The sequence below is a fragment of the Mycobacterium paraffinicum genome, from assembly GCF_001907675.1.
Lineage (GTDB): Bacteria > Actinomycetota > Actinomycetes > Mycobacteriales > Mycobacteriaceae > Mycobacterium > Mycobacterium paraffinicum_A.
Map to the genome: position 1 here is coordinate 1 of NZ_MPNT01000052.1, position 17,841 is coordinate 17,841.

Annotated in this window: 15 protein-coding genes and 1 pseudogene; 11 read left to right on the plus strand and 5 right to left on the minus strand. The window is 70.0% G+C overall.

From position 1 onward, the window contains the following. Positions 1-454, minus strand: a pseudogene (locus tag BRW65_RS29380) (hypothetical protein); the annotation flags it as partial. Positions 455-486: 32 nt separating this feature from the next. Then, a complete protein-coding gene (locus BRW65_RS29385) occupies positions 487-1,158 on the minus strand; it encodes a hypothetical protein (RefSeq protein WP_073880764.1) in 672 nt (223 codons plus the stop codon). 190 nt (positions 1,159-1,348) lie between these two features. On the opposite strand from BRW65_RS29385, the gene BRW65_RS29390 reads away from it, so the two are divergent. Further along, entirely contained in the window at positions 1,349-2,593 is a 1,245-nt protein-coding gene (locus BRW65_RS29390) for a mannosyltransferase (RefSeq protein WP_073880765.1), read from the plus strand. Here the strand turns inward: BRW65_RS29390 and BRW65_RS29395 are convergent. Continuing rightward, complete coding sequence (locus BRW65_RS29395) at positions 2,590-2,874, minus strand: 4a-hydroxytetrahydrobiopterin dehydratase (RefSeq protein ID WP_073880767.1); 285 nt, start codon at positions 2,872-2,874, stop codon at positions 2,590-2,592. The two genes, BRW65_RS29390 and BRW65_RS29395, sit on opposite strands and share 4 nt — an antisense overlap. A 24-nt stretch (positions 2,875-2,898) precedes the next feature. Here BRW65_RS29395 and BRW65_RS29400 point away from each other — a divergent pair, with 24 nt between their 5' ends. From BRW65_RS29400 to BRW65_RS29410, 3 genes are all read left to right on the plus strand, one after another. Beyond that, entirely contained in the window at positions 2,899-3,303 is a 405-nt protein-coding gene (locus BRW65_RS29400; protein WP_073880769.1) for a (deoxy)nucleoside triphosphate pyrophosphohydrolase, read from the plus strand. Positions 3,304-3,464: 161 nt separating this feature from the next. Further along, positions 3,465-5,354: a translational GTPase TypA gene (gene typA, locus BRW65_RS29405; protein WP_073880771.1), complete on the plus strand. Its 1,890-nt coding sequence runs from the start codon at positions 3,465-3,467 to the stop codon at positions 5,352-5,354. Between the two features lie 45 nt (positions 5,355-5,399). Then, positions 5,400-7,289 carry an ABC transporter family substrate-binding protein gene (locus tag BRW65_RS29410; protein ID WP_167374114.1) on the plus strand — a complete coding sequence of 630 codons (1,890 nt, stop codon included), beginning with the start codon at positions 5,400-5,402 and terminating at the stop codon, positions 7,287-7,289. Between the two features lie 7 nt (positions 7,290-7,296). Here the strand turns inward: BRW65_RS29410 and BRW65_RS29415 are convergent, their stop codons facing one another. After that, the gene (locus BRW65_RS29415) at positions 7,297-7,902 is read right to left on the minus strand and encodes a TetR/AcrR family transcriptional regulator (RefSeq protein WP_073880775.1); all 606 of its coding nucleotides are present in this window, start codon (positions 7,900-7,902) and stop codon (positions 7,297-7,299) included. A gap of 79 nt (positions 7,903-7,981) precedes the next feature. Here BRW65_RS29415 and mshB point away from each other — a divergent pair, with 79 nt between their 5' ends. From mshB to BRW65_RS29435, 4 genes are all read left to right on the plus strand, one after another. Next, a complete protein-coding gene (gene mshB / locus BRW65_RS29420; protein ID WP_073880777.1) occupies positions 7,982-8,884 on the plus strand; it encodes an N-acetyl-1-D-myo-inositol-2-amino-2-deoxy-alpha-D-glucopyranoside deacetylase in 903 nt (300 codons plus the stop codon). A gap of 93 nt (positions 8,885-8,977) precedes the next feature. Next, positions 8,978-9,439: a hypothetical protein gene (locus BRW65_RS29425; RefSeq protein WP_073880779.1), complete on the plus strand. Its 462-nt coding sequence runs from the start codon at positions 8,978-8,980 to the stop codon at positions 9,437-9,439. Between the two features lie 108 nt (positions 9,440-9,547). Then, positions 9,548-12,166 carry a bifunctional FO biosynthesis protein CofGH gene (locus BRW65_RS29430; RefSeq protein ID WP_084188074.1) on the plus strand — a complete coding sequence of 873 codons (2,619 nt, stop codon included), beginning with the start codon at positions 9,548-9,550 and terminating at the stop codon, positions 12,164-12,166. A gap of 29 nt (positions 12,167-12,195) precedes the next feature. Next, positions 12,196-12,960 (plus strand): maleylpyruvate isomerase N-terminal domain-containing protein, encoded by a 765-nt coding sequence (locus tag BRW65_RS29435; protein WP_073880783.1) that lies wholly within the window; start codon positions 12,196-12,198, stop codon positions 12,958-12,960. Between the two features lie 9 nt (positions 12,961-12,969). On the opposite strand, the gene BRW65_RS29440 is transcribed toward BRW65_RS29435, so the two are convergent. Further along, positions 12,970-13,302 (minus strand): hemophore-related protein, encoded by a 333-nt coding sequence (locus BRW65_RS29440; protein ID WP_073880785.1) that lies wholly within the window; start codon positions 13,300-13,302, stop codon positions 12,970-12,972. 375 nt (positions 13,303-13,677) lie between these two features. On the opposite strand from BRW65_RS29440, the gene fdxA reads away from it, so the two are divergent. The 3 genes from fdxA (at position 13,678) to BRW65_RS29455 (ending at position 17,596) form a co-directional block, all read left to right on the plus strand. After that, entirely contained in the window at positions 13,678-14,004 is a 327-nt protein-coding gene (gene fdxA, locus BRW65_RS29445; RefSeq protein ID WP_055398945.1) for a ferredoxin, read from the plus strand. A 53-nt stretch (positions 14,005-14,057) separates the two neighbouring features. After that, positions 14,058-15,143, plus strand: a complete 1,086-nt coding sequence (gene dapC, locus BRW65_RS29450) for a succinyldiaminopimelate transaminase (RefSeq protein ID WP_073880787.1) — start codon at positions 14,058-14,060, stop codon at positions 15,141-15,143. A gap of 89 nt (positions 15,144-15,232) precedes the next feature. Continuing rightward, entirely contained in the window at positions 15,233-17,596 is a 2,364-nt protein-coding gene (locus BRW65_RS29455) for an APC family permease (protein ID WP_073880801.1), read from the plus strand. The last annotated feature ends 245 nt before the right edge of the window (positions 17,597-17,841 follow it).

Genomic DNA, 17,841 nt, shown 5'->3' on the forward strand with positions numbered 1-17,841 from the left:
GTCCCGGACCGGCCGCGTGCGCGGGATCGATGCCGGTCGGCAGGTGCGACTGCGCACCCGGTTCGACGCCCGCCGCGGGGACGTGCGGCACCGGCGAGCCGTCGGGGAGCGCCGCGCCGGGCTCGGCCGCCGTGCCGGGCATCGTCAGGAACTGGTTCACCGACTGGGCCACGTTCCGTGATTCGCCGGGCGCGCCCTGGTTGTGGCTGAAGGCCTGCGCCGCCGCCATGAGCAGCTGGGTCGCCTGCCCCGGGTTGGTGGCGGCCTGCTGGATGATCGGGCTCAGCTGCGACAGCGCAGGCAGGCCCGGGAGTTCCTGGGTCGAATTCGGTTGCGGTGTCGCCGGGTCGGCTGCCGCGCTCGGGCAGAACCCGAACGCGGCAGCCGATGCAACGACAGCGGCCAATCCTTTGGACAGATTCCAAGTGGTTGCCACGGTGTGTCCTCCGGTCATTTGGGGGTTGGCGTTGCTGTCTGGCTAATTACTCAGGGCAGGGCGGCGAGCAGCGGAGCTACCGGGTTGGCCCCGGTGGCCGGTGCGGCCGGTGCTGCCGGGGCGGCCGGCGCCGCGGGAGCCCCGGCGAGCGCCGGCAGGTCCTCCGGGAGGGTCATCTGCGCGGGCACGTTGACCGGCAGGTTCGGCAGGAACGCCGGCATGTTGACCTTCGCCTGAGGAATCTGCGGGGTCGGCGGGGTGGCGGGGGCGGTCGGCGTCGACAGCCCCGGGATGGCCGGCAGTCCGGGAATGGACGACGTGGCCGGTGCGGCGGGCGCCGCGGGTGCCGGCTGCGTCAGGCCGGGGATCAGCCCCTGCAGGCCCTGCGCCGTCGACGGGGCGGAAGGCGTCGGTGCCTGCGCCAGCCCGGGGATCGACGGGATCGCCGCGGAAGTCGCCGGTGACGGCGCGGCGGCCGACGGAACACCCGGGAAGGTGATGCCGGGGGCGGCCGGCGCGGCCGGCGGGGTCGCGCCGAGGGCGGTCGCGAGGTTCTGCAGGATTTGGGGCGCGTTGGCCGCCGAACTGATCAGCTGCTGCGGAATGTTCGGGATCGGCGGAGCCGGCACGGGGTCGGCGTGGGCGATACCGCCCGTGAGTAGGGCTGCGGACGAACCGACTACGACGGCCGCTGCACGCAAGTAAGTCCAGATGGTTGGCATGACTCTCCCTGGTTGTGGATTACGGGGTCCAGCGCCGAAGCTACGTTGATACTGGTGGGACTCAAGTGACACGTGTGGCATTTATTTGATCGTTATTGATACGAGTGACGGCGGTGACCGAACGCCCACCGACCAGGGCATCGGCCGCGACGCCGTCCGCCCGGCCCGCCCCGATCGCTAAAGTCGGCTCATCGACACCACCTCGGCCGCCCCGGCGGCATCCCCCCGCCGGCGGTTCGCGAGCCTGCTCCGGGCGGCCGCGCCCGGGCTGCTGCTCGCCAGCGTCGCCGCGCGGCTCGCGTGGACCTACCTGGCGCCGCACGGCGCCAACTTCGTCGACCTGCACGTCTACCTCGGCGGGGCCGCCGCCATCGACCACCCCGGCATGCTCTACAGCTACGTCTACGCCGACCAGACGCCCGACTTCCCGCTGCCGTTCACCTATCCGCCCTTCGCGGCGGTCGTGTTCTACCCGCTGAGCCTGCTGCCGTTCGGCCCGGTCGCCTTCGCGTGGCAGATCGCGACGATGGCCGCGTTGTACGGCGGGATCCGGATCAGTCAGCGCCTGATCGGCGTCGCGCCCGGCGGCGAGGGCCGCCGCGTGGCCATGGCGTGGACGGCGATCACGATCTGGATCGAGCCGCTGCGCAGCACGTTCGACTACGGGCAGGTCAACGTGTTGCTGATGCTCTTGGTGCTATGGGCGGTGTTGACGACGCGGTGGTGGCTGTCGGGGCTACTGGTGGGCGTGGCGGCCGGCATCAAGCTGACGCCCGCCATCTCGGGCGTCTACCTGGTCGGGGTGCGGCGATGGGCCGCGGCGGGCTTCTCCGCCGTCGTCTTCCTCGCCACCATCGGCGTGTCGGCTCTAGTGGTCGGCGATCAGACCGGCTACTACTTCACGAAGCTGCTGGGCGACGCGCACCGCGTCGGGCCCATCGCCACGTCGATCAATCAGTCCTGGCGCGGCGGCATCTCCCGGATCCTGGGCCACGACGCCGGCTTCGGCCCGCCGGTCCTGATCGCCATCGGCGCCACGGCGGTGGTGGCCTTTTTGGCCTGGCGGGCGCTGGACCCGTCCGACCGGCTGGGCAAGTTGCTGGTGGTCGAGCTGTTCGGGCTGCTGCTGTCTCCCATTTCGTGGACCCACCACTGGGTGTGGCTGGTGCCGTTGATGATCTGGGCGATTCACGGACCGCCGCGCGAACGCCCCGGCGCGCGAACCGTGGGGTGGGGCTGGCTGGCGCTCACCCTCGTCGGCGTGCCGTGGCTGCTGCTGTTCGCGCAGCCGACCATCTGGCAGATCAGCCGGCCGTGGTATCTGGCCTGGGCCGGCCTGGTCTACATCGTGGCCGCCGTGGCGACGCTGGCCTGGATCGCCGCCACGGGCGGGCGTCGCGCTAGCGTGCCGGTCACCGCCCGGTCGAAGGACTAGCCCCCGACGATCCCGTCGATGTCGTGCGCCATGGCGACGTCCTTGTCGGTGATGCCGCCCTCGGAATGCGTCACCAGAACGAAAGTCACCGTCCGCCAACGGATATCGATATCCGGGTGATGGTCCTTGCTCTCGGCGTGCTCACCCACCCGGCGCACCGCGTCGATGCCGGCGAGAAAGCTGGGGAACTTGATCGACCGGCGCAGCGCACCGTCGACGCGTTCCCATCCGTTGAGATCGGGCAGTGCGGCGTCCACCTGCTCATCCGTTAACACAGCCATATTTCGACCGTATACCGTCTGGCCATGCCGACCCAGATCGTCGTCGCGGGCGCGATCATCCGCCGCGCCACGGTGCTGGTGGCGCAACGCGTCCGGCCGCCCGAGCTGGCCGGCCGCTGGGAACTGCCCGGCGGCAAGGTCGCTTCCGGCGAAACGGAGCGGGACGCGCTCGCCCGGGAGCTGGCCGAGGAGCTGGGCCTCGAGGTCGGCGACGTCATGGTGGGCGACCGCCTGGGCCACGACATCGCGCTGGACGGCATGACGCTGCGGGCATACCGCGTGCGGCTGCTCAGCGGCGAACCGCATGCGCGCGACCATCGGGCGGTGCGCTGGGTGAGCGCGGGCGAGCTGCGCGATGTCGACTGGGTGCCCGCAGACCGCGGCTGGGTCGCTGACCTGGTGCGGACGCTGTCCACGGCCTCGTCATAACTGGCCCGCACAGCTTTCCGTCGCGCGTGCGTCCTGGGCTTTCGGGGTGCGGCCAGGGCGACGACACGCCGTGGCGGGCCACCCTGGACGCACACCGGACGACCGGCGGGGCGTACCTGCCAGTTCGCCTTTGACCGCCCCGCGCTGCCACAATCACCGACGTGCCATTCCGTAACGTCGCCATCGTCGCCCACGTCGACCACGGCAAGACCACCCTGGTGGACGCGATGCTGCGGCAGTCGGGCGCCCTGACCCACCGCGGCGACGACACCCAGGAACGCATCATGGACAGCGGTGACCTGGAAAAGGAAAAGGGCATCACCATCCTGGCCAAGAACACCGCCGTGCACCGCCGCAACCCGGACGGAACTGTCACCGTCATCAACGTGATCGACACCCCCGGGCACGCCGACTTCGGCGGCGAGGTGGAGCGCGGCCTGTCCATGGTGGACGGGGTGCTGCTGCTGGTCGACGCGTCGGAGGGGCCGCTGCCGCAGACGAGGTTCGTGCTGCGTAAGGCGCTGGCGGCGCACCTCCCGGTGATCCTCGTCGTCAACAAGACCGACCGGCCCGACGCCCGCATCGCCGAGGTCGTCGACGCCAGCCACGACCTGCTGCTCGACGTCGCCTCCGACCTCGACGACGCAGCCGCCAAGGCCGCCGAGCACGCGCTGGGCCTGCCGACGCTGTACGCCTCCGGCCGCGCCGGCATCGCCAGCACCACCCAACCGGCCGACGGCGAGGTGCCCGCCGGCGACAACCTGGACCCGCTGTTCGACGTCCTGATGGAGCACATCCCGCCGCCGTCGGGGGATCCCGAGGCGCCGCTGCAGGCGCTGGTGACCAACCTCGACGCGTCCGCGTTCCTCGGCCGGCTCGCGCTGATCCGCATCTACAACGGCAAGCTGCGCAAGGGCCAGCAGGTCGCCTGGATGCGTGAGGTGGACGGGGTGCCCGTCATCACCAGCGCCAAGATCACCGAGCTGCTCGCCACCGAGGGCGTCGAGCGCAGCCCCACCGACGAGGCGATCGCCGGCGACATCGTCGCGGTCGCCGGGCTGCCCGAGATCATGATCGGCGACACGCTTGCCGACCCCGACCACGCCCACGCGCTGCCGCGGATCACCGTGGACGAACCGGCGATCTCGGTGACCATCGGCACCAACACCTCGCCGCTGGCGGGCAAGGTGTCGGGCCACAAGCTGACCGCCCGCATGGTCCGCAATCGCCTCGACCAGGAGCTGGTCGGCAACGTCTCCATCCGGGTGGTGGACATCGGCCGGCCGGACGCCTGGGAGGTCCAGGGCCGCGGCGAGCTCGCGCTGGCCGTGTTGGTCGAACAGATGCGGCGGGAGGGCTTCGAGCTCACCGTCGGCAAGCCGCAGGTGGTCACCAAGACGATCGACGGCAAGCTGCACGAGCCGTTCGAGGCGATGACGATCGACTGCCCGCAGGAATTCGTCGGCGCCATCACCCAATTGATGGCCGCCCGCAAGGGCCGCATGGAGGAGATGGCCAACCACGCGGCCGGCTGGGTCCGGATGGACTTCATCGTGCCCAGCCGCGGCCTGATCGGCTTCCGCACCGACTTCCTCACCATCACCCGCGGCACCGGCATCGCCAACGCCGTCTTCGACGGCTACCGGCCGTGGGCCGGGGAGATCCGGGCCCGCCACACCGGCTCGCTGGTGTCCGATCGGTCCGGCGTCATCACGCCGTTCGCGATGATCCAGCTCGCCGACCGCGGCCAGTTCTTCGTCGAGCCCGGCCAGGACACCTACGAGGGCATGGTCGTCGGAATCAACCCGCGCGCAGAGGATCTCGACATCAACGTCACCAGGGAGAAGAAGCTCACCAACATGCGCTCGTCGACCGCGGACGTGATCGAGACCCTGGCCAAGCCGCTCGAGCTCGACCTGGAACAGGCCATGGAGTTCTGCGCCCAGGACGAATGCGTCGAGGTGACTCCGGAGATCGTGCGGGTCCGCAAGGTCGAGCTGGACGCCACGACCCGGGCCCGCAGCCGGGCGCGGGCCAAGGCCCGGGGTTAATCGCGCGTGCTTGGGCGGGCTGCCGGGCAGCTGCTCGTTACCCTGATCGGCATGCCGAGACGAGTCCGCCGTTTCTTCGTGACGGCCGGCGTGCTCCTCTCGCTGGTCGGACTGGCGCTGGCGGCGTGCACGGTGAACCCCCCGCCGGCGCCGCAGAGCACCGACACGCCGCACAACTCGCCCCCGCCCCCGCCGCGGCCCACCCAGATCATCATGGGCATCGACTCGATCGGCGCCGGCTTCAACCCGCACCTGCTGTCCGACCTGTCCCCGGTGAACGCGGCGATCAGCGCGCTGGTGCTGCCGAGCGCGTTCCGGCCGGTGCCCGACCCCGCGACCCCCACGGGCTCGCGCTGGGAGATGGACCCGACCCTGCTGGAGTCCGCAGAAGTCACCAACCAGAACCCGTTCACGGTGACCTACAAAATCCGGCCGGAGGCGCAGTGGACCGACAACGCGCCGATCGCCGCCGACGACTTCTGGTACCTGTGGCGGCAGATGGTCAGCCAGCCCGGCGTCGTCGATCCCGCCGGCTACGACCTCATCACCGGCGTGCAGTCGCTGGAGGGCGGCAAGCAGGCGGTGGTCACCTTCGCCCAGCCGTATCCGTCGTGGAAAGAGTTGTTCAGCAACATCATTCCGGCGCACATCGTCAAGGACGTGCCGGGCGGTTTCGCGGCCGGGCTGGCCCGAGCGCTCCCCGTGACCGGCGGCCAGTTCCGGGTGGAGAGCATCGATCCCCAGCGCGACGAGATCGTGGTGGCCCGCAACGACCGCTATTGGGGGTCACCGGCCAAGCCCGCCGTCATCCTGTTCCGGCGCGCCGGGGCGCCGGCCGCGCTGGCCGATTCGGTGCGCAACGGCGACACCCAGGTGGCGCAGGTGCACGGCGGATCGGCGGCCTTCGCGCAGCTGTCCGCCATCCCGGATGTGCGCACCGCCCGGATCGTGACGCCGCGGGTCATGCAGCTGACGTTGCGAGCCAACGAGCCCAAGCTGTCCGACCCTCAGGTGCGCAAGGCGATCCTCGGGCTGCTCGACGTCGACCTGCTCGCGGCGGTGGGCGCGGGCAGCGACAACACCGTCACGCTGGACCAGGCCCAGATCCGCGCGCCCAGTGACCCCGGCTACGAGCCGACCGCGCCGCCCGCGATGACGACGCCGGCGGCGCTGGCCCTGCTGGAGGGCGCCGGCTTCAAGGTCGAGGGCAACGCGACAGCGTCGCCCGCTCCGACGTCGGCGAACACCGCGCCGCCCGAGGTCATCCGAGGCCGGATCAGCAAGGACGGTCAACAGCTGTCGCTGGTCATCGGCGTCGCGGCCAACGACCCGACCTCCGTCGCGGTGGCCAACACCGCGGCCGACCAGTTGCGCAACGTGGGGATCGCCGCCAGCGTGCTCGCGCTGGACCCGGTGACGCTGTATCGCGACGCCCTGAACAACAACCAGGTGGACGCGATCGTCGGCTGGCATCAGGCGGGCGGGAACCTGGCGACGCGGCTGGCGTCGCGATACGGCTGCCCGGCGCTGGAGGCGACGCAGGTGCCCACGTCCACCGGGCCGACCACCAATCCGCCCTCGTCGACCGCGCCGCCCAGCACGGGGTCGAGCGCCTCCGCCACCACGCCGACGTCGTCGCCGCCCAGTCGGCCGCCGGACCCCAACGCCCTGGTGCAGGCGCCGTCGAACCTCACCGGCATCTGCGACCGCAGCGTCCAGTCGAACATCGACGCCGCCCTCAACGGCACCAAAAACATCAACGACGTGATCACCGCGGTCGAGCCGCGGCTGTGGAACATGTCCACGGTGTTGCCGATCCTGCAGGACACCACGATCGTCGCGGCAGGCCCCAGCGTGCAGAACGTCAGCCTGACGGGCGCGGTGCCGGTCGGCATCGTCGGCGACGCCGGCCAATGGATCAAGACCGGGCCCTGATCGGGCGTTAGTCCCGCCGGGTCCGCGGCGGGATCACGGTGTCGACGATCAGCGCCAGCTCCCGGCGGTTGGGCGGCGATCCGGTCAGCAGGAAGTGCTGATTGATCAGGGCCGGGCCGATGCGCCCGGTGAGCGGGGTGATCATCTCCGGATCGAGGTCGCCCTCCTCCACCGCGGCCTGCAGGATCGCGTCGACGATCTGGAGGCGGGGAGCCACCACCGCGTCGGCGAAGATGGCCCGCATCTCGGGTTCGTGCAGGAGCTGGTTGACGGTGGCCATGCCGGGGAACGCGGTCTTGCCGGCGCAGATGTCGCGGTGCGCGGTGAAGACCGTCAGCAGGTTGTCCCGGGCCGACCGGCCGGCTCGCGCCTCCGGCAACGGCGGCAAGGTATGGACCAGCGCGGCGTGCACCAGCTCGCACTTGGTGGCCCAGCGCCGGTACAGCGCGGCCTTTCCGGTGTGGGCGCGCGCCGCGATCCCCTCCATCGTCAGCCCCCCATACCCGACTTCGGCGAGCTCGGCCAGGGTGGCCTCGTACAGCGCCCGTTCGAGGACCTCGCCCCGTCGGCGGCTCGGGCCGCCGGTCGGGGCGATCTTGGTGAGCTGCGGCATCCCTCGATAGTAGCCGCACGCGTTCCTATTGGACGCGACGAGACCGCAACGGCCGACGGCGGCGGGTAGGGTGCCGTCCATGCCTGAGACTCCGCGGCTGCTGTTCGTCCACGCGCATCCCGATGACGAGAGCCTCAGCAACGGCGCCACCATCGCCCACTACAGCGCCCGCGGGGCGGACGTGCGGGTCGTCACCTGCACGCTCGGCGAGGAGGGCGAGGTCATCGGCGAGCGCTGGGCCGAGCTGGCCGTCGATCGCGCGGATCAGTTGGGCGGCTACCGGATCGGCGAGCTCACCGCCGCGCTGCGCGAGCTGGGCGCCGGCGAACCCCACTACCTGGGCGGCGCCGGGCGCTGGCGCGACTCGGGGATGCGGGGCACGCCCGGACGGCGGCGCCGGCGGTTCATCGACGCCGACGAGCGGGAGGCCGTCGGCGCGCTGGTCGCCGTCATCCGCGAGCACCGCCCCCACGTCGTCGTGACCTATGACCCGGGCGGCGGCTATGGCCACCCCGATCATGTCCAGACCCACTCCGTCACGACGCGCGCGGTCGCCGCCGCGGGCTCCGACGACTTCCCCGGCGAGCCGTGGACGGTGCCGAAGTTCTACTGGTCGGTGTTCGCCACCCGGACCTTCCTGGCGGGCATCCGCGAACTGGGCCCAGAGGATCTGCAGCCCGAGTGGACGGTTCCTCCGGAGGAGGAGTTCGGGTTCGGGTACGCGGATGCCGACATCGACGCCGTCGTCGAGCCCGCCGTTGCGGCGTGGGCGGCAAAGAGGGCGGCGCTGGCCGCGCACGCCACCCAGGTGATCGTCGGACCGACCGGCCGGGCCTGCGCCTTGTCGAACAACATGGCGCTGCCGATCCTGGCGGACGAACACTACGTGCTGGCCGCCGGCTCGGCGGGGGAGCGCGACGAGCGCGGCTGGGAGACGGATCTGCTCGCCGGGCTCGATTTCGGCGCGGGCGTCACACGGTAGGCTTGCGAATCAGGCAGCCACGGAAGGATTTCGCATGGACCCCGACCTGGACCCTAATCAGCAGCATTGGCAGGACCGGCTCGACAGCCTGCAGTGGGTTATCGGCTCCATACTCTCCAACATCGACAGCGTCCCGACCTGACCGAAACGAAAGCGCGCGTCCTACCCGTCGAAGACGGCGGCGCGACAGACCCCGCGATCCGTTTCGTTGTCTTGGCGCTGCTGGCCGTCGACGGGGTCCTCTCCGCACTGGCCGGGGCCCTGCTGCTGCCTTCCTACATCGGGTCGATTCCTTTCCCCATCAGCGGACTGATTTCGGGATTGGTCAACGCCGCCCTGGTCTGGGCCGCCGGGCGGTGGACCACGTCGTCGCGGCTGGCCGCGCTGCCGCTGTGGACGTGGCTGCTCACCGTGGCGGTGATCAGCATGGGCGGCCCGGCCGACGACGTCATCCTGGGCGGCCGCGGCGTGATGGCCTATGGGGCGTTGCTGCTCATCCTGTCGGGGGTGGCGCCGCCGTTCTGGGTGCTGTGGCGGCGCGGCCACCGGGGGTGACGTTCGTGCGGTCGTGGGCAGGGATGTCCCCGCTTGCCGGTGCGGGGCTGACGCTACTGTTGACTGTTGCGCAGACGGGGCCCGCACGGGCCTGAAAGAAAATTTCACATGTTGGGACACGCGGATGAAATTCGATCGTGGGGAAGTTACACGAAGGTGCCGCTGACTCCGGGCGAGGAGCCTACCGCTCTTCCTAATCCTGTGGTTCCGCCAAAGACGAGCGCTTCCGCGCTGCGGCGGGTGTTGCGCCGCGCCCGAGACGGCGTCGCGCTCAACGTCGACGAGGCGGCCGTCGCGATGACCGCGCGGGGTGAGGACCTCGCGGATCTGTGCGCCAGCGCGGCGCGGGTACGCGATGCGGGGCTGGCGTCGGCCGGCCGGCGCGGCCCCGGCGGCGGGTTGCCGATCAGCTATTCGCGCAAGGTGTTCGTCCCCGTCACCCACCTGTGCCGCGACACGTGCCACTACTGCACCTTCGTCACCGTCCCGGGCAAGCTGCGCGCGCAGGGCGCGGGCATGTACCTCGAGCCCGACGAGATCCTCGACATCGCCCGCCGCGGGGCCGAACTCGGTTGCAAGGAAGCGCTTTTCACCCTCGGTGACCGCCCCGAGGGTCGGTGGCCGGAGGCGGCGCAGTGGCTCGGTGAACGGGGCTACGACTCCACGCTGTCCTACGTGCGGGCCATGGCGATCCGGGTGCTCGAAGAAACCGGGCTGCTGCCACACCTGAACCCCGGCGTGATGAGTTGGTCGGAGATGGCCCGGCTCAAGCCGGTCGCGCCGTCGATGGGCATGATGCTCGAGACCACGTCGCGACGGCTGTTCGAGACGAAAGGGCTTGCGCACTACGGCAGCCCGGACAAGGACCCCGCGGTCCGGCTGCGCACGCTGACCGACGCGGGCCGGTTGTCCATCCCGTTCACGACCGGCCTGCTGGTCGGCATCGGCGAGACGCTGACCGAACGGGCCGAAACCCTGCACGCGATCCGCAAGTCGCACAAGGAGTTCGGGCATGTTCAGGAAGTGATCGTGCAGAACTTCCGGGCCAAGGAACACACCGCGATGGCCGACGTCCCCGACGCGGGGATCGACGACTACCTGGCGACGGTGGCGGTCGCGCGGCTGGTGCTCGGCCCCGGCATGCGCATCCAGGCGCCGCCCAACCTGGTTTCCCCCGACGAGTGCCTCGCGCTGGTCGGCGCCGGGGTCGACGACTGGGGCGGGGTTTCACCGCTCACGCCCGATCACGTCAACCCCGAGCGGCCCTGGCCCGCGCTGGACGACCTCGCCGATATCACCGCCCGGGCCGGATACGAACTGGTCCAGCGGCTGACCGCCCAGCCCAAGTACGTCCAGGCTGGAGCCGCGTGGATCGACCCGCGGGTGCGCGGGCACGTGCTGGCGCTCGCCGACCCGGCGACCGGGCTGGCCCGCGACGTCCATCCGGTGGGGTTGCCCTGGCAGGAACCCGACGACGTCGCCTCGGCGGGACGGGTTGATCTCAACGCCGCGATCGACACCGAGGGTCGCGCCACCGAAGCCCGCAGCGACCTCGACAGCGCCTTCGGCGACTGGGAATCGATCCGCGCGCAGGTGCACGAACTGGCCGCACGCGCGCCCGAGCGGATCGACACCGATGTGCTTGCCGCCCTGCGGGCGGCCGAGCGTGATCCCGCCGGCTGCAGCGACAGCGAGTACCTGGCGCTGGCGACCGCCGACGGACCGGCGCTGGAAGCCGTTGCAGCGCTGGCTAATTCGCTACGCCGCGACACCGTCGGTGACGATGTCACCTTCGTGGTGAACCGCAACATCAACTTCACCAACATCTGCTACACCGGCTGCCGGTTCTGCGCCTTCGCGCAGCGCAAGGGCGACGCCGACGCGTATTCGTTGTCCACCGACGAGGTGGCCGACCGCGCGTGGGAGGCACACGTCCAGGGCGCCACCGAAGTGTGCATGCAGGGCGGCATCGACCCGGAATTGCCGGTCACCGGCTACGCCGACCTGGTCCGCGCCGTCAAGGCGCGAGTGCCGTCGATGCACGTGCATGCCTTCTCGCCGATGGAGATCGCCAACGGCGTCACCAAGAGCGGGCTCAGCGTGCGCGAGTGGCTGATCAGCTTGCGCGAGGCGGGGTTGGACACCATTCCGGGCACGGCCGCCGAGATCCTGGACGACGAGGTGCGCTGGGTGCTGACCAAGGGCAAGCTGCCGACCTCGGAGTGGATCGACATCGTGACCACCGCGCACGAGGTGGGCCTGCGATCGTCGTCGACGATGATGTACGGGCACGTCGACACCCCACGGCACTGGGTCGCCCACCTCAACGTGTTGCGCGGGATCCAGGACCGCACCGGCGGGTTCACCGAATTCGTGCCGCTGCCGTTCGTGCACCAGAGTTCGCCGTTGTATCTGGCCGGCGCGGCCCGGCCCGGACCCACCCACCGGGACAACCGCGCCGTGCACGCGTTGGCGCGAATCATGTTGCACGGCCGCATCTCCCAGATTCAGACCAGCTGGGTGAAGCTGGGCGTCGAACGCACCCAGGTGATGCTCAACGGCGGCGCCAACGATCTGGGCGGCACGCTGATGGAGGAGACCATCTCGCGGATGGCCGGCTCGGAACACGGGTCGGCCAAGACCGTGGAAGAGCTGACCGAGATCGCCGAGGGGATCGGGCGACCGGCGCGTCAACGCACCACGACCTACGCGCGGCGGGCCGCTTAGCACCCAGACGGCGCGGGTATCCCGACGCCGTGAACCGAAACATCGACGATGACCGGTTCCCGGAGTGGCGCCCATTCGTGGACGCGGTACAGCAGCGACGACCCGACGCCGGCACCTGGTGCGAGGCGTGGACGGTGCGCGACATCGTCGTCCATCAGGCCGGAAACGCCGAGGAGATCGCCCGGGTGCTGGCCGCCGCCCTGGAGGGTGAACCCGTCGGCACGCGCGGATTCGAGGAGCGTGAGGGACCACTGCGCGCCCTGAGCGACGCGGACCTGTGGGACGCGCTCTTCGACCGGATGGCCACCCTGAACGGCGTGGCGGCGGCGGCCGACGACGTGCCACCGGACATCGATGTCGCGTGGACGGGCCGCACCATGAAGGTGCCCTGGTTCGCCGAACACATGCGCGAAGAGCTCGTGCTGCACGGCTGGGACATCACCGGCGATGACGCGGCGGCGCAGGCGCGGCTGGCCGAGCCCTGGATGACCACCCACAGCGTCCTGGCGGTCGGAAAGCCGCTGCTGGCCAAGGGCGCCAGGCAACTAGCGCAGGGCGAGCACGTCGAGGCCCGGTTGCGGGCCGCCGGCTCCGACGACGTCGTGGTCAGGGCCGAAGCCGATCGCACCGCCATCGAACTGGCCGAACCCGAGGGCCCCGCGACGTTGGAAACCGATCCTGCCGCGCGCGTACTGCTGCTCTGGGGGCGGAGGCCCGCAGACCCGTCGCGAATCTGCAGCCGCGTCGGACCGCAAACGCTGGGCCGCGTGCGCGGCCTGCTCGGTGGTTACTGAACCGGCGGCTCAGAAGTTGTTACAGGTGACCGCGACCTGGTTGATGTCGTCGTAGTACTTCTGCGCCGACGGCATCGCCTGGATCTGCTGGGCCATCTGCTGGCGCTTCGGCGGCGGCGAGGCCAGGAAGCTGCGGATGTAGGACTGCGCCATGGGCGAGCTGTTCAGCTGCGCGGCGGCGGCCGGATCGGTGGCGTTGAGCGCCGCGATCACCTGTCCGTAGTTGCACGTGGTGTTGATGATCGCGTCCGTCGGGTCCGCGGATGCGATCCCGGCGCCGGCGGTCAACGCCACCGCCGCGCTACCGATCGCGACGGTCCATTTGGTCAACGACAGCCTCATGTGTGGACACCTTCCCCGTTAATGCACCGCTATTAAGGCGACGACATCTCACCCAGCGGTTGCCGTCTCCCGGTCGAGGTTACCAGGCGCCACGACCGTGCTTCCATCTCAACAGTTATCGCACAACCTCGCTGGACTGCGACTATGCGCAGTTCGGCGGCCCCTGGCCGCTGTTCGCCCTTGGCGAAACCAGCCCCGGTCGCGGGCCCCGAGACTGGCGGTCTTAAATCGTCTATTCGACGGGCGTGCCAAGTGGTTGACGTGTATGTGCAACGTCTAGTATCAGTAACCGAAAGCTTTGTCTGGAGCGGCCGGAAGCACCGGGCGCGAGCCGAAGAGCAGCCCACACCGAAGTAGTACATGGAGGAGACGTCTGTGACCTACACGATCGCCGAGCCCTGTGTCGACATCAAAGACAAGGCTTGTATCGAGGAGTGCCCGGTCGATTGCATCTACGAGGGCGCGCGGATGCTGTACATCCACCCCGACGAGTGCGTCGACTGCGGGGCGTGCGAGCCGGTCTGCCCCGTGGAAGCGATCTATTACGAAGACGACGTGCCCGAGCAGTGGAGCCAGTACACCCAGATCAACGCCGACTTCTTCACTGAGCTGGGGTCGCCGGGCGGCGCCGCCAAGGTCGGCATGACCGAGAACGACCCGCAGGTGGTCAAGGACCTGCCGCCGCAGGGCGAGGGCGACTGAGCCGGCCGGTGCTCGAGCAGCCCGGGGTGAGGCCCCGCGCCGCACGCGGGCGAGTGTCGGCGTCCCTGCCTGAATTCCCGTGGGACACGCTGGCAGACGCCAAAGCGCTGGCCGGCTCCCACCCCGACGGGATCGTCGACCTGTCCGTCGGTACCCCGGTCGACCCCGTCGCACCGGTGATCCAAGAGGCGCTCGCCGCCGCCGGTTCCGCGTCCGGGTACCCCGCCACCGCCGGCACCCCGCGGCTGCGGGAAGCCGCGGTCGCCGCGTTGGCCCGCCGTTTCGGCGTCACCGGGCTGGGCGAGGCCGCCGTCCTGCCGGTGATCGGCAGCAAGGAGCTCATCGCCTGGTTGCCGACGCTGCTGGGGCTCGGGCCCGCGGACGTGATTGCGGTGCCCGAGCTGGCGTATCCGACCTACGACGTCGGGGCCCGGCTGGCCGGAGCCTCGGTGCTGCGCGCGGATTCGCTGACCCAGTTGGGCCCCCGATCGCCGGCGCTGGTCTACCTGAACTCCCCGAGCAACCCGACCGGCCGCGTGCTGGGCCTCGACCACCTGCGCAAAGTGGTCGGCTGGGCGCGTGAGCGGGGCAGCGTGGTGGCCTCGGACGAGTGCTACCTGGGCCTGGGCTGGGACGCGCAACCGCTGTCGATCCTGCATCCGTCGGTGTGCGACGGCGACCACAGCGGGCTGCTCGCGATCCACTCGCTGTCGAAGAGCTCGTCGTTGGCCGGTTACCGGGCCGGATTCGTCGCCGGTGACGCCGACCTGGTGGCCGAGCTGCTCGCGGTGCGCAAACACGCCGGGATGATCGTGCCCACGCCAGTCCAGGCGGCCATGGTCGCGGCCCTGGACGACGACGCCCACGAGCTTGCGCAGCGGGAGCGGTACGAACGGCGGCGCGCGGCGCTACTGCCGGCGATGCGGGCGGCCGGGTTTGCCGTCGACCATTCCGAAGCCGGCCTGTATCTGTGGGCCACGCGGGGCGAATCCTGCGCCGACAGCGTCGGCTGGCTGGCAGCGCGCGGCATCCTGGTGGCGCCCGGTCACTTCTACGGCCCGCGCGGCGGGCAGCACGTGCGGGTCGCGTTGACGGCCACCGACGAGCGGATCGCCGCCGCGGTACAGCGACTCGCCTAGTCCGGAGCCGCCCAGCTGCCAACGCGGCGGCGGAGAACGTGCACAATGCATCGGAGGTGTTTCGCCCGCTCACGGTAAGGACGGTGGTCGTGACCTCTTCGGCCGGCAAGCTACGGATTCCCCTTTCGGTCGGGGACATCGCCAAGCGGGTGTTCCTGGGCAAGCCGCTGGTCACCGAGGACATCGCCTCCGAGAAGTTGTCGAATCCGGTTGCCCTGGGCGCGCTTTCGCCGGACGCGGTGTCATCGGTCGCCTATGGCCCCGAGCAGATCCTGATCGAGCTGCTACCGCACGCGGGGCTGGCCGCGTTCCTGTTGTTGCTTCCGATCACCGGTGTCATCCTGCTGATCCTCATCCTGGTCGCCGCCTCGTATCGGCAGGTGGTGATGGCCTACACCCGGGCCGGCGGCTCCTACATCGTCGCCCGCGAGAATTTCGGGCCTCGGGTGGCGCAGATAGCCGCCGCCGCGCTGCTGATCGACTACGTGGTCACCGTTGCGGTGCAGTCGGCGGCAGGGACGGTCGCGGTCGTGTCGGCCGTCCCCGCGCTGGGCCCCTACAGCCTGGAAATCACTGTCGGTGTGGTGCTTGCCATCTGCTACGCAAACCTGCGCGGCTTGAAGGAGGCGGGCCTGCCGTTCGCGCTGGCCACCTATGCCTTCATCGGCATGGTCGGCCTGACCATCGTGGTCGGCCTCATCCGCGCGGCCCTGGGGAATCTGCCCATTTACGATCCCGCGCGCCTGGCCGGGACCGTGCCCGTTCACCAGGGCAATGGGCTGGTGCTGGGGGCCACGATCCTGGTGTTACTCCGCGCGTTCGCCAACGGCGGCTCGTCCCTGACGGGGGTGGAGGCCATCTCCAATACGGTCGACCACTTCCGAAAGCCGCAGGGCCTCAACGCCCGCCGCGTGCTCACCGCCATGGCCACCATCCTGGGCGTGCTGCTGGCCGGCGTCGCGTACCTGGCGCACGTCACCCACGCGACGCCGTATCTCACCGAATACCCGTCGGTGCTCTCGCAGATCGGTCGCGCCGTCTTCGGCAACGGCGTGCTCGGCAACGTCTTCTACGCGCTGGTCCAGGCCGCGACCGCCGCCATCCTGTTCACCGGTGCGAACACCAGTTTCAATGGATTCCCGGCGCTGGCCAGTTTCGTCGCCGAGGACCGCTTCCTGCCGCGTCAGCTCACCAAACGCGGCCATCGCCTGGTCTTCTCGAACGGCATCATCACGCTGGCGGCGCTGTCGGTGCTGCTGTTGGTGGTGACGGGCGGCTCGGTCAACGCGCTGGTTCCCTTCTACGCGATCGGCGTGTTCACGGGGTTCTCGATGGCCGGCTACGGGATGACCAAACACCATCTGACGCACCGCGAACCGGGCTGGCGACACCGCCTGGCGATCAACCTGTCCGCGGCGATCCTGTCCACGATCGTGGTGGGCATCTTCGCGGTGGCGAAGTTCACCGAGGGCGCGTGGCTGGTGGTCATCGTCTTCCCGCTGCTGGTATTCATACTGACGCGGCTCAACCGCGAATACCGCGCCGAGGCAGCCATTCTCGAGATGTTCCGCACCGACCGCCCGGAGCTGGTGAAGTATGCGCGGCACCGGGTGTTCGTGTTCGTCGACGCCGTCGACCTGGCGGTGATCGAAGCGTTGCGCTACGGCAGGGGATTACGGGCCGACGAGCTGACCGCCGTGCACTTCATGGTTGACCCGGCCCATGCCGCCATGCTGCGAAAGCGTTGGGATCACTTCGATCTGGACACCCCGCTGCGGGTCGTCGACTGCCCGGACCGGCGGATCATCCGGGCCGCGCAGCTGTTTGTCGCCAAGGCCCGCGAGGAACAAGCGCGCACCAACGTGACGGTGCTGCTGCCGCGCCGGACGTACGGGCGGCTGCTGGGGCGGTTGCTGCACGACCGCACCGCGGACAAGATCTCGAGCGCGGTGAGCCTGATCCCCGACGCGGCGGCGACCATCGTGCCCTACGACGTCGAATCACGCATCAGGGAGGCCTACCCCGACACCTTCGAGCAACGGATCGCCGACGAGATCGACAAACTCGAGGCGTGGGTGTCCCGGGGCGAGGACGAGAAGGTGGACGCCTACGAGCACCCGAAGCGGTCGGCGTCGGTCATCCTGGTGGCCGGCCTGATCTCCGGCCAACGGGCCACCGTCGAGGGCCGGGTCAGCGAAGTCCAGGACGTCAACGACCGTGGGCGCACCCTGCGCGAGGTCGTCGTCGGGGACAACAGCGGGGAAATTACCATCACCTTCCGTCCCGGCCACGGTGGCGGCGATATTCAGCCCGGCCAGCTGTTGCGGATAACCGGGAAGGCCCGGCAGACGGGCAACCGGCCCGTCTCGATGGTCGACCCGACGTATCAGGTCATCGAGGACCCCGCGAATGCGGTCGACTCCGAGGAATCCGGCGATGGCGGGGGAACCTAACGTTCGGCGCTCCGCGAATGAGGTTCTCTGGCAAGCCTTTTCGACCCTGCGTGCTCGGGCGCGCCACGCACCACCCGAGTTCCGCCCCATCTCGACCTGAGACTGGCCGCCCGCCCGAAATTTCGAACCGCTGAGCGCACGAAGTTCCGGTCGCTAAGCTGTTACCGCACTTTACGAATCCTGAGCCCGGATGCGTGAGCGGTGGTGCGCCCATGCGCACGGGGGGGCTCTGCCAAGCATTCGTA

Excerpts from the sequence above, each read along its gene's own strand:
- BRW65_RS29415 (WP_073880775.1), bottom strand. The coding sequence starts at position 7,902 with ATGCCGCAGCTCACCAAGATCGCCCCGACCGGCGGCCCGAGCCGCCGA.
- BRW65_RS29440 (WP_073880785.1), bottom strand. The coding sequence starts at position 13,302 with ATGAGGCTGTCGTTGACCAAATGGACCGTCGCGATCGGTAGCGCGGCG.
- mshB (WP_073880777.1), top strand. The coding sequence starts at position 7,982 with ATGCCTGAGACTCCGCGGCTGCTGTTCGTCCACGCGCATCCCGATGAC.
- BRW65_RS29395 (WP_073880767.1), bottom strand. The coding sequence starts at position 2,874 with ATGGCTGTGTTAACGGATGAGCAGGTGGACGCCGCACTGCCCGATCTC.
- BRW65_RS29385 (WP_073880764.1), bottom strand. The coding sequence starts at position 1,158 with ATGCCAACCATCTGGACTTACTTGCGTGCAGCGGCCGTCGTAGTCGGT.
- BRW65_RS29430 (WP_084188074.1), top strand. The coding sequence starts at position 9,548 with ATGTTGGGACACGCGGATGAAATTCGATCGTGGGGAAGTTACACGAAG.
- BRW65_RS29400 (WP_073880769.1), top strand. The coding sequence starts at position 2,899 with ATGCCGACCCAGATCGTCGTCGCGGGCGCGATCATCCGCCGCGCCACG.